The organism is Brevibacterium sp. MGP-B1 (assembly GCF_057766545.1).
Genome location: NZ_CM173407.1, coordinates 1555110 through 1567040 on the forward strand (window position 1 = coordinate 1555110; position 11931 = coordinate 1567040).

Consider the following 11931-nt stretch of genomic DNA (forward strand, 5'->3'; position numbering starts at 1 on the left):
GGTGCTTTCAAATGACCGCCGATTCGCTATTTGCATATAAGCCGATCAGACACTTAGAGAATTGCCTCACAGCCCGAGACCAGGCACGGCTCGACCAAGCGGCACGATGGAACCGCCCCCTTCCAAGAAGCTGCAGAGACGCCGCAACATTTCGCAGTCCCATTCGCATGAGCGGGAAGCCTGGGCACTTCCCCACCCCTCGATCGCACAGCATCGAGTCCCGCCGCCGACGAACATCCAAGACCAACTGCGCGCGGCCGGCCGGCAGGAAAAAGTAATTACTTATAATCTATTGCCATTACGTTTGAACGTGTCTAGCATCACAGTATGGCGACAGCGAAGCACCTAGAGATCCGCGAGAGCATCGAAGCAGACATCCACAGAGGGCTCTTCGACGTGGGACAGAAACTCCCCACGGAGAAGGAACTCATGGAGCGATTCGGCGTCAGTCGCAACCCCGTGCAGAAGGCAATGAACGCATTGGTCGAAGCAGGCCTCGTCTCTCGCAAACGCGGATCCGGAACGGTAGTCGCCTCCACGGGGCTGCGCACCAATCTGCTCCGGATGATGGACCCTTCACTGACCAGCCCTGAAGTCGACGGCGACCACAAAGTAGTCAGCGTCGAAGTCTCCTCAGCCGAATCATTTCCACTCAGCCGAAACGTATTCCCAACAGGGCAACCGACAGCTGCGCTGGCAAGGATGAAATACAGCGCCGATGGTCGACCACTGGCTCTCGAACGGTGCTGCATCAATCTCAGCCGTACACCAGAAGTCCTCTCGCAGAACCTGGAACAGTTGACCACCATCGCGTACTACAACTCTCTCGGCCTTGGGATCAGACGGGCAAACACCGTCCTCAGGGCAGCTCTCCTGGAGACGTTCGACGCCAGCCACCTCGAGATTTCTCCCTCGGAACCAGTCGTCTGCCAACAGCGCACCACCCATCTCGTCGACGACACCATCATCGAGGTCGCCGAGTTCTACATCCACCCCCGAAATATGACTCTGGAGGTCAGTCAGATTGATAACAGCTAACCGCGAGAAGATCGCCGTCATAGGTGCTGGCATCATCGGAACAATGACCGCGTGGCAATTGGCCACACGCGGATACGACGTCACTGTTTTCGATCAGTGGAACTCTCCCAACGACCGGGGCGCATCGGCTGGCGAATCCCGTATTTTTCGAACCATCTACAAAGAAGGTCCGGAATACGTGCCCATCCTGAGGAAGTCCTTCGACAAATGGCAAGAGCTGCAGACGAACCAGAACACCTCCGTGCTCACCATGTGCGGAGGACTCATGATCGGCCATCCCGACATTGAAGACGTTGCCGCCGTGATCGACTGTGCTCAGGCCGCGGACCTCGACCATGAAGTGCTCTCACAATCAGAGATGGCGAAGCGGTACCCTCAGTTCGGGCTCGACAGCGACGAAGTCGGCGTCTTCGACCCGGTTGCCGGAGTGTTCCGGCCAGAAGCAGCTGTCCTCGCCGCCCGCAAGGAAGCCGAGCGGCTCGGGGCAAACTTCAAGACCTATTCTCGAGTGCTCAATATCCGTTCCCTGAGCCACTCAGTCATGGTCGACACCGCCGATGGAGCTCATGCGTTCGACAAGATCGTCGTCTCCACCGGCCCATGGGTGAACGAACTGACCGAGTTCGACTCCAGCACCGTCGAGGCATTGCGCTTGGTCGCCATGTGGTTCCCGGCCAAAGACGTCCCAATGCACACGCCAGAACACATGCCGATCTCCATCCGTCGGCATCCAGAAGGCGGTTTCTCCTGCTTCCCTGCTCTCGACGAACTCGGAATCAAGATTCTGCCCCACCATCTCGCGTGGAAGACACTTGACTCAGTGGATGACCTTCCTCGTTTCATCGAAAACGAGGTCGTGCAGTCGACCGAGCACGCAGTTGCCCGCCTCATGCCCGGGATCGACCCCATTCCTTACCGCGTGTCCACGTGGACTGAAGGCTTCACTGTCGACGGTGCCCCGATCGTCGGACCCTCAAGCGCCGACTCACGCATCGTGTTGGCCGTGGGCATGTCCGGTCAAGGTTTCAAATTCTCACCGATGATGGGCTCGATCGTCAGCGACTTCGTCGAAACGGGCACCTCATCAGATGCGATCGCCATCATGGACTCTCAGCGTTTTGATCGGAGCTCGTCATGAACATCGGCACCACAGTACTCATCTCAGTCACTGCTGCCATCGTTATCGGGATCGGCGCACTGATCTCGTTCTATGTTGGCAAACGAGCCAAGTCCAATGACTCCTGGGTCGTCGGCGGACGTAACCTCCCTCTCTACGTCATCGCCTTCACCCAATACGCCACCGCAGTCGGCGGCGGCGTGCTCGTCGCCCACGTCGGCATCGCCTACGCCTGGGGCCTATCGGTGTTCTGGTACGAAATCTTCGTCATCGTCGGCCTCCTCGTCATTGCGATCTTCGCAGGATGGCTGCGCCGCCGAACCTTCTCCACCATTCCCGAAGTCTTCACGAAGCTCTACGGCGAACATCGTCTGATGCTCTCGATGGTCGCGCTGGCCGTCATCGTCGTCCCGTTCGGCTGGTTGGCCACCCAGTTCATCGCCTTCGCCAACCTCTTCAACGCAGTGACCGGCATCGGGATCACACCCCTGATCATCATCATGGCTGTTGTCTCCATCGCCTTCGTCCTTCCCGGCGGGCTGACATCAGTCGCGTGGTCGGACTTCTTCTTCGGCGTATTCATGGTCATCGCATCCATCGTCGTCGGCGCATACGCGATCATCAACGCAGGCGGACCGTCGACGATCGTGAAGAACCTCCCCACCGAATTGACCACGATGCCCACCGGGCTCACGGCCGCTGGCGGACTGACGATCCTGCTGTGGCTGTTCTCCATCCTCCCAGGAACGCTGACCAACCAGCTCTACTACCAGCGAATCTTCGCCGCCAGCAACGTCAAACAAGCCCGCCAGGGCCTCTATCTCAGTAGCATCCTCATTGGAATCTCCGGAATCTATGCACTCATCGTCGGAGTCTCGGTGCGCAGCATGACCGACCAGTTCGGCGTCGACGGACGTGAACAGGCAGCAGGATGGTTCCTCGCCCAGCTACCCGTTTGGCTCATCGCGATCTACGGTGCGTTCCTCATGGCCACGATCGTCTCGACGACCGGGTCGGCACTGCACTCGGTCGTGGTCAACCTGGTCAATGACCTCAGGCCAGCATTCGTCAAGAACAAGGACACGTCGTCAGACCTCGTCGCGATGTCTCGCTGGTGCACCGTCGCAGTCTCCGCGATCGCTGCAGTCCTTGCCATTGTCTTCCCGACCGCGCTCAACTGGCTCGTCGCAACGTACGCATACTCCGCCTCAATGCTGGCGGTACCGTTCCTCCTCGGCATGATCCTGACCAACAAATGGATACTCGACGTTTCAATCGGATACGTCTCGATGGCTGCCGGCCTCGTCGTGTGCGCAATCGCCCACATCTCAGGAACCACCATTCCCTACGCAGTCTTCGGCATCATCGCGAGCCTCGTCGCCTACCTGATCATGCTGGCCGTGAAGAAACCACAATCCCGAACACTCTCCGAAGAAGAAGGAGCCCTTTCATGAAGATACTCGTCGTCGGTGCCGGAGTCCTTGGACTCACCACCGCATTCAACCTCGTCGAAGACGGTCATGACGTCACGATCGTCGACAAGACAGGACCCTACGCACAAGCAAGCAGTCGCTCATTCGCCTGGATCAACGCCAACCACAAACTCCCCACCGAATACCACCGGCTCAACCGTGCCGGTATCGCAGCTCACGAGGAGTTCCAGAAACGATTCGCCAGCCACGGAACCTGGTTCCACCAGCACGGCTGCATCATGTTCGACAGCGCACCCGATAAGACGACTGGATTGGACGAGCGATTCACTGAATCGGCGGAGCTTGACTACCCGGTCGAACGAATCGACTCTGGCCGCCTTGGCGAGCTCGAACCCACCGTTAACTGGCCGACAGATTCAGGGCTGTTCTTCCCCCTAGAAGCTCACCTGGACAACGAAACCTTCGGCAATCTCGTCAAAGACTTCCTCGAAAACGCCAACGTCGCACCGGAAGTTGCAGAAGTTGCCCGCGTGGAAACCAACGCTGACGGGGCGACAGTGGAATTCGCAGACGGAGGCACCCGGAGCTTCGACCAAGTGATCATCGCAGCCGGCGCAGACTCCGGAGCAGTCGCAGACCGTTCCGGCCTCCTGCTACCTGTGGCAGATCTATCGCAGCCCGGACCACGGACGCACAGTCTGCTGGGTGTCACTGCTCCCACAGACGTGAGTCTCAACCGAATCATCATTTCCGACAAGATCAACGTACGACCCCGTCGAGACGGCAGCATGTTCGTCCAGATTCCTTCAGTGGAAGCTCGAACCGAAGAAGGAGAGAGCCCGGAGCTGCTCGACGAGGTCCGGGTCGTTATGGAAGCCGAGCTTCAGACACTCTTCGGAAAGCGTATTCCGGTGGGTCGCGTCATCTTCAGCGGAAGAAGCTTCCCCGAAGATGGGCTGAGCATCGTCGGATACCTCGACGAACACCACCGGGCTTATTCGTTAGTCACCCACAGCGGGATGACAATGGCTCCTCTGCTGGGACGGCTCGTCGCTGATGAAGTTCGAGGCGACAGTTCGCACCTCCTCAGTACGTTTCGTCCGTCACGCTTCACAAAGGGAATCACCCAGGAGTCGCCGACGAACTTTATTGGCCGACAGTAGTAGCCGCTGGTGTGGAGTGGCCGAACAAGTTCTTCTCCCCAGGCACCGCTAAATTCAAACATCAGCCGTATCTCAAAGCAGTAGAATCAGATGCGATTTTAGCTCGTAGGAGAAGGTGCTGAGCTGGCCTGGACGCGGTTCGACCACGCCCGGTCTCATATCAGTGCATTGTCTGGAGAGTAAAGACACCTCAAACCTGTTGGCCACACACTCAGCATATTGGGCGTCGAATACTTGCGCGTACTAGTCGAAATCGTGAGTATTGACCCATTTGGCGACCGACTCCGACCGTCGTCTGCTGCTGGAATGCTCACGCCCTCTCAAGTTACTGACCGGCAGCGACCGTCCTTCACCTTTCGCTGCACAGCGCACCGCTGCAACGAGGCGATTTGCCACGAACGGTGACGGATTCCTTGGCAGCAGTGTGTTTTGCCACGAACGGTGACGGAAGCCGAACTGCGTGGAGGACGTGACGCGAACGGCGAGGGATGCTCGATCAACGGCACCGTCACACGCGCCCGGGCACGACGAAGGCCGGTGGGAACAAATCCCACCGGCCTTCGATCAGCTCCGGCTCAGCGCCTCAGCGCGAACCGACTGCCGCGAGTCGCAGACTCACAGCGCAGCCTGGTGCGGCGAAGTCGCCGCTCAGGCCTCGTCTTCTGCGATCAGGCTTCTGCGAGCTGACGCAGAACGTACTGCAGGATGCCGCCGTTGCGGTAGTAGTCGGCTTCACCCGGGGTGTCGATGCGGACGACGGCGTCGAATTCGACCTTTGTGCCGTCTTCCTTTTCGGCGGTGACCTTGACGGTCGCCGGGGTCTTGCCCTCGTTGAGCTCCGTGACGCCTTCGATGGAGAAGGTCTCGGTGCCGTCGAGTCCGAGCGAATCAGCGGATTCGCCGGCGGGGAACTGCAGCGGCAGAACGCCCATGCCGATGAGGTTCGAGCGGTGGATGCGCTCGAAGCTTTCGGTGATGACGGCCTCGACGCCGAGCAGCTTCGTGCCCTTGGCTGCCCAGTCACGCGAGGATCCCGAGCCGTACTCCTTGCCACCGAGGACGACCAGCGGGGTGCCGGCGGCCTGGTAGTTCACGGAGGCGTCGTAGATCGTGGTCTGCGGTCCGCCCTCCTGCGAGAAGTCTCGGGTGAAGCCACCCTGGACTCCGTCGAGGAGCTGGTTCTGCAGACGGATGTTCGCGAATGTTCCGCGGATCATGACTTCGTGGTTGCCGCGACGCGAGCCGTAGGAGTTGAAGTCCTTGCGCTCGACGCCGTGCTCGACGAGGTACTTGCCGGCCGGGGTGTCGGCCTTGAAGGAACCTGCGGGCGAGATGTGGTCGGTGGTCACCGAGTCGCCGAGCTTCGCGAGCACGCGGGCGCCCTTGATGTCCTTGACGGCTTCGGGCTTGAGTCCCATGCCGTCGAAGAAGGTGGGCTTGCGCACGTAGGTCGACTCGTCGTCCCACTCGAAGACCTTGCCTTCGGGGGTGTCGAGCTGCTGCCAGCGCTCGTCACCGTCGAAGATGCGACCGTATTCGTTGTCGAACATATCGGTCGAGATCGAATCGGCGATGACCGACTCAACCTCTTCAGGCGAAGGCCACAGGTCGGCCAGGTAGACGTCGACGCCGTCGGAGTCCTTGCCCAGGGGCTGGTTCTCGAAGTCGAAGTCCATGGTGCCGGCCAGTGCGTAGGCGATGACCAGCGGAGGCGAAGCGAGGTAGTTCATCTTCACGTCCGGGCTGATGCGGCCCTCGAAGTTGCGGTTGCCCGACAGGACTGCGGTGACCGAGAGGTCGTTGTCCTGGATGCTGTTCGAGATCTCCGAGTCCAGCGGACCGGAGTTGCCGATGCAGGTGGTGCAGCCGTAGCCGACGATGTAGAAGTTCAGGGCCTCGAGGTCCTCGATGAGGCCGGCCTTGTTGTAGTACTCGGTGACGACCTTCGAGCCCGGTGCGATCGAGGTCTTGACCCACGGCTTCGAGTTGAGTCCGCGCTTGCGGGCATTGCGTGCCAGCAGGCCGGCGGCCATCATCACCGAGGGGTTCGAGGTGTTGGTGCACGACGTGATCGAGGCGATCGCCACGGCACCGTTGGCCAGCTCGAAGTTGCGTCCGTCGGCGGTGCTGACGTCCACGGACTTCGATTCCTCGCCGGGAGCGGCGTAGTTGTGGATGTCCTTGGCGAACTGGCTCTTGGCATCGGAGAGTTCGATGCGGTCCTGCGGGCGCTTCGGCCCGGAGATCGAGGGCACCACGGTGGACAGGTCGAGTTCGAGGTACTCGGAGTACTCGACTTCGTTCTCCGGATCGTGCCAGAGGCCCTGCGTCTTGGCGTAGTCCTCGACGAGCTGGATCTGCTCTTCCGAGCGGCCGGTGAGCTTGAGGTAGTCGATGGTGACTTCGTCGATCGGGAAGATCGCGGCGGTCGAACCGAACTCGGGGCTCATGTTTCCGATGGTGGCGCGGTTGGCCAGCGGCACCTCGGCGACGCCCTTGCCGTAGAACTCGACGAACTTGCCGACGGCGCCGTGCTGGCGGAGCATATCGGTGATCGTGAGCACAACGTCCGTGGCCGTGACGCCGGAGGGGATCTCACCGGTGAGCTTGAAGCCGACGACGCGCGGGATGAGCATCGACACGGGCTGGCCGAGCATGGCGGCCTCTGCCTCGATGCCGCCGACGCCCCATCCGAGCACACCGAGGCCGTTGACCATCGTGGTGTGAGAGTCGGTGCCGACCAGTGTATCCGGGTAGGCACGGAGGACTCCGTCGACCTCGCGCGGCATGACCACGCGAGCCAGGTGCTCGATGTTGACCTGGTGGACGATGCCCATGCCCGGAGGAACGACCTTGAAGTCTTCGAATGCGGTCTGGCCCCAGCGCAGGAACTGGTAGCGCTCACCGTTGCGCTGGTATTCGATGTCCATGTTGAGTTCGACGGCGTCGGCGGTGCCGAAGCGGTCGATCTGCACCGAGTGGTCGATGACCAGCTCGGCCGGAGCCAGCGGGTTGACCTGGTCCGGGCTGCCGCCGAGTTCGACGACCTTCTCGCGCATGGTGGCGAGGTCGACGATGCAGGGCACGCCGGTGAAGTCCTGCATCACCACGCGGGCGGGGGTGAACTGGATCTCCGTATCGGGTTCGGCATTGGGGTCCCAGCTGCCGAGGGCTTCAATATGTTCCGAAGTGATGTTTGCGCCGTCTTCAGTGCGCAGCAGGTTCTCCAACAGCACCTTGAGGCTGAAGGGAAGCTTCTCCGACCCTTTGACCTGGTCCAGGCGATAGATCTCATAATCCTTATCGCCTACGGTCAGGGTGCTCTTCGATTTGAACGTATCGACGTTGCTCATCGTGATTCTCCTGTTTCATCCGACACTCATCCACGAAACCGGGCCCGTCCGACTCGGCGGTCGGACCCTTGCATCACGCACCGATTTACGCGACACATATGTTTCCAAAAGTATCTTGACGTCAAGATAAATTCTATCGCATTTGAGGGGCTTTGACCACCATGGCACACGGAGGTGCGAAACCCTGCGATCGGGTTTTCCGCAGGCCCTTGTGCGGTCATCACCAGGGCCGCGGCCGGGTCTCGCGGCCTAGGGTGGACAGCACACTCAAAGCAGCAGCGCACTCGCCTGCCACCCCCGAGGAGATCCCATGGACCCGTTCACACTAGGCGCCGGATTCGGCTTCGGCGCACTGCTCGTCGGCATCATCTTCGCCGTCGTCTGCAGCTCATTCGCGAAGGAGAAGGGCCGGTCGGGCGGCTGGTGGGGACTGTGGGGCTTCCTCACGACGTTCATCGCCCTCATCGCGCTCGTCCTCCTCCCCCGCCGCTCGGTCACCGCCTGAGTACTGTGACGGTCTCCAGGTGCGAGGTCAGCGGGAAGAGGTCGAAGCCGGTGAGGCTCTCGATCGCGAATCCTCCGCCTGTGAGAGCCGTGAGGTCCCGGGCCAGCGTGGCCGGGTCGCAGGATACGTAGACCAGGGTGCGTGCCGTTGATTCTATGATCGCCGAGGTGGCTTTCCTCCCGGCGCCCGCCCGTGGCGGGTCGAGGATGATGACGTCCGATTCGGGCAGTCGGGCTCGATCCACGCTGAGAGCGAGGAATCGGGACTCGAGATCGGCGGCATTGTCTCGAGCATGAGCAATGGCTGTCTCCACCCCTTCGACCCCGAACAGGGGCGCTCCGGTGGCCCGGGCGGCAGTGATGCCGAGGAGTCCGACCCCGCAGTAGAGGTCGGTGATCGCCCCGACGTCGGCAGGCAGGGCTCTGACGACCTCCGAGCTGAGCAGTGCGGCCGCATCCCAGTGGACCTGCCAGAAGCCGTCGGCGCCGACGGTGAAGTCACGACCGTCGACCGTTTCGGTCAGGGTGCGGTCTCCACGGATCACGCGCAGGGCGGGAGCGGGCGCATGGGAACGGCCGCGACCGCGGGGACGACCCCCGCGACCACGACCATGCCTCTGCTCCGGTCCGGTCGCCTCGGCGAGGAGGGAGAACGACGTCGGCAGCCAGGACTCGATCTCGTCGAGGACCTGCGCAGTGGGCCGACCACGAACGATGAGCGCACCGTGGTCGCCGGCCCACGCGATTTCGAGTCGGCGGACTCCCGGCACATGCAGCGTCGTCATGTCGAAGTCGTGCACGGGCCCGGCGGCCAGAGGGGGCGTGGTCACGGGGATGACCTCGTGTGATCTGGGGGCGAGCATTCCGGCGCGGCCCTCTTCGTCGACGGCCAGCTGCACGCGGGTGCGCCAGTCCGTGCCGTCCGTCTCGCCCGGCGCGGGAAGCACCTCCGCGGCGCGGTCGATATGTCCGATGCGCTGAAGCTGGTCGTTCAGCACCTCGGCCTTGAGCCGACGGGAGTGGTCGAGGTCGACGTGGGCGAATTCCATTCCGCCGAACCCGGCCGAATCCGGCACGGCCCCAGCACCGGGGCCCGCAGCGAACCCCGCATCGGAACCGTCGGTCGAACCACCGGGGACATAGTCGAGGCGACGATCGGGGACGCGGTGAGCCGAGGCCTCGATCACCTCGGTGACGCCGGCGCGGAGGAACCGGGCGGGCGGTCCTGCCTCGGTGCGGACTCGGACCTTCTCACCGGGCAGGGCCCCGGAGACGAAGACGACCTGACCGTCGTGTCGGGCGATGGAGGTGCCGCCGGCCGCCGGTGCCTCGATGTCGAGGGTGAGTTCCTGGGCGGGAACCGAAGTGTCGCTCATGCGTGTTCTAGGCCTGTCTGTACAGCGAGGTGTCGGAATCGGGTCCGTCTCCGCCGTACTGTCGAGAGAAGGATTTCAGTCGCCAGGGTACGGAGACCACGACGACGTTGGGCACCAGCAGCAGTCGGGTGCGCAGTTTGAGAGCCACCTGGTTGTGCAGGATGTGCTCCCACCAGCGACCGACGACGAACTGCGGGATGTAGACGATGACGAGGTCCCTGGGCGACCTGCGGCGGATGGCGAGGATATGGGCGAGCATCGGGCGGACGAGTTCGCGGTACGGCGAGCCGAGCACGGTCAGCGGCACCGGCAGCTCCATCTCGTTCCATCGTTTCTGCAGACCGGCCGCGGCCTCTTCGTCCACGGCCACGGTGACGGCTTCGAGCTGACTCGACCGGGTCACTCGGGCGTAGGAGAGGGCCCGCATCGTCGGTTTGTCGATTTCGCTGACGACGACGATGGCGTGGGTGTTCGACGGGATGGTCCGTGAGTTCACGTCCGCGTCGGGGGCGAGCTCGCGGGCCACCCGCGAATAGTGTCGGTGGATGGCGCCCATGACGAGGTAGAGTCCGGCCATGGCGGCGACCGCCAGCCAGGCGCCGGCGAGGAACTTCGAGACGATGACGACGATGAGGACGCCGGCGGCGAGCACGCAGCCGACGGCGTTGACGACCTGGTTGAAGTGCATCCGCATTCGGGCCTTCGAATCGATGACCAGGCGCAGCCGTTTGCGCCAGTGCAGGACCATTCCCGCTTGGCCGAGGACGAAGCTGGCGAAGACCCCGACGAGGTAGAGCTGAATGAGCACCGTCGCCGAGGCGGACGTGGCGACGACGAGGACGATCGCCGCTGCGGCCAGCAGCAGGATGCCGTTGGAGAAGGTGAGTCGGTCGCCCTTCGTCGCCAGCTGCCTTGGCAGGAATTCGTCGCGGGCCAGCCGAGAGGCCAGTCCGGGGAACCCCTCGACCGCAGTGTTCGCAGCGGCGATGAGCACGAGCGCGGTGATGAGGACGACGATGAAGAACATCGCCGGCGCATTGTCGAAGATCGCGTGCGCCAGCTGCGCGAGGACGGGCTCCTGTTCGTATTCGGCGCTGACCGGGCTGCCGTCGCCGCGGACGAGATAGAGATGCGGGTCGTCGACGTATTTGATTCCGGTGACCGACGCCAGATAGGTCAGCCCCGTGAGCATGAGGGCGGCGAGCAGTCCCGACAGCAGCAGGGTGTTGCCGGCGTTCTTGCCGCGCGGCTTCTTGAACGCCGGAACCGCCGTGGCCACGGTCTGCACACCGGCCAGTGCGACGGCTCCGGACGAGAACGCGCGCAGGACGATGAGGACGGTGGCCAGGCCGAGCGTCGCCTGATCGCCGATGTTGCTGTGCACGACCGTGTAGTCGGCGGTCTGGGCGTGCGGGGTGTCACCGAGCCCGACGCGGATGAGACCGACCGACATTGTCAGGAACACGGCACCGAGGAACAGGTAGGTCGGCACGGCCAGCAGCATCGGAGTGGCCCGGGAACCGCGCAGACCGGCGAAGCAGATGAGCAGGATGCCGACGATGGCCACGGGCACACGGTAGGGCGCGAGCATCGGGAATGCCGTGGTGATGTAGGCGGCGAAGACCGTCATCGACACGGCCAGGGTGAGCACATAGTCGACGAGGAGGGCCGCGGCGACGATGAGCCCGGCACCGGAGCCGAGGTTCTTCGAGGCCACCTCGTAGTCACCGCCGCCGGAGGGGTACGCCTTGACGTTGATGCGGTAGCAGGCGACGATCACGAGGATGACGATGCCGACGGCCACACCGATCCAGGGGGCGACGGTCAGGGCCACAAGTGAGGTCAGCGACAGTGCCAGCAGGATCTCATCGGGGGCGTAGGCCACCGAGGAGAGCATGTCGGAGGCGAAGACGGGCATCGCGATGCGCTTCTTCAGCGCAGGCGCAC

The 11931-nt window shown here is 62.6% G+C and carries 8 protein-coding genes; 5 read left to right on the top strand and 3 right to left on the bottom strand.

Translation table 11 applies throughout. The annotated features are described in order from the left end of the window. The first annotated feature begins 327 nt into the window (after positions 1-327). From AC3CD9_RS07185 to AC3CD9_RS07200, 4 genes are read left to right on the top strand one after another with little or no spacing between them, the layout of a single operon-like run. Positions 328-1038 carry a GntR family transcriptional regulator gene (locus AC3CD9_RS07185; protein ID WP_488366994.1) on the top strand — a complete coding sequence of 237 codons (711 nt, stop codon included), beginning with the start codon at positions 328-330 and terminating at the stop codon, positions 1036-1038. Then, the gene (gene solA / locus AC3CD9_RS07190; protein ID WP_488366995.1) at positions 1025-2176 is read left to right on the top strand and encodes an N-methyl-L-tryptophan oxidase; all 1152 of its coding nucleotides are present in this window, start codon (positions 1025-1027) and stop codon (positions 2174-2176) included. Before AC3CD9_RS07185 ends, solA begins: the two co-directional genes overlap by 14 nt. Further along, the gene (locus AC3CD9_RS07195; RefSeq protein WP_488366996.1) at positions 2173-3609 is read left to right on the top strand and encodes a sodium:solute symporter family protein; all 1437 of its coding nucleotides are present in this window, start codon (positions 2173-2175) and stop codon (positions 3607-3609) included. Before solA ends, AC3CD9_RS07195 begins: the two co-directional genes overlap by 4 nt. Then, positions 3606-4751, top strand: a complete 1146-nt coding sequence (locus AC3CD9_RS07200; RefSeq protein WP_139908223.1) for an NAD(P)/FAD-dependent oxidoreductase — start codon at positions 3606-3608, stop codon at positions 4749-4751. Before AC3CD9_RS07195 ends, AC3CD9_RS07200 begins: the two co-directional genes overlap by 4 nt. 668 nt (positions 4752-5419) lie before the next feature. Here AC3CD9_RS07200 and acnA read toward each other — a convergent pair. Next, positions 5420-8104: an aconitate hydratase AcnA gene (acnA, locus tag AC3CD9_RS07205; RefSeq protein ID WP_219922351.1), complete on the bottom strand. Its 2685-nt coding sequence runs from the start codon at positions 8102-8104 to the stop codon at positions 5420-5422. Positions 8105-8414: 310 nt separating this feature from the next. On the opposite strand from acnA, the gene AC3CD9_RS07210 reads away from it, so the two are divergent. Beyond that, complete coding sequence (locus AC3CD9_RS07210; RefSeq protein ID WP_101546980.1) at positions 8415-8609, top strand: hypothetical protein; 195 nt, start codon at positions 8415-8417, stop codon at positions 8607-8609. Here the strand turns inward: AC3CD9_RS07210 and AC3CD9_RS07215 are convergent. Next, on the bottom strand, positions 8599-9984 hold the full coding sequence (locus AC3CD9_RS07215) for a class I SAM-dependent RNA methyltransferase (RefSeq protein ID WP_488366997.1): 1386 nt from the start codon (positions 9982-9984) through the stop codon (positions 8599-8601). The genes AC3CD9_RS07210 and AC3CD9_RS07215 overlap by 11 nt on opposite strands. Before the next feature lie 7 nt (positions 9985-9991). Continuing rightward, positions 9992-11902: an APC family permease gene (locus AC3CD9_RS07220; RefSeq protein ID WP_488367516.1), complete on the bottom strand. Its 1911-nt coding sequence runs from the start codon at positions 11900-11902 to the stop codon at positions 9992-9994. Between the last annotated feature and the right edge of the window lie 29 nt (positions 11903-11931).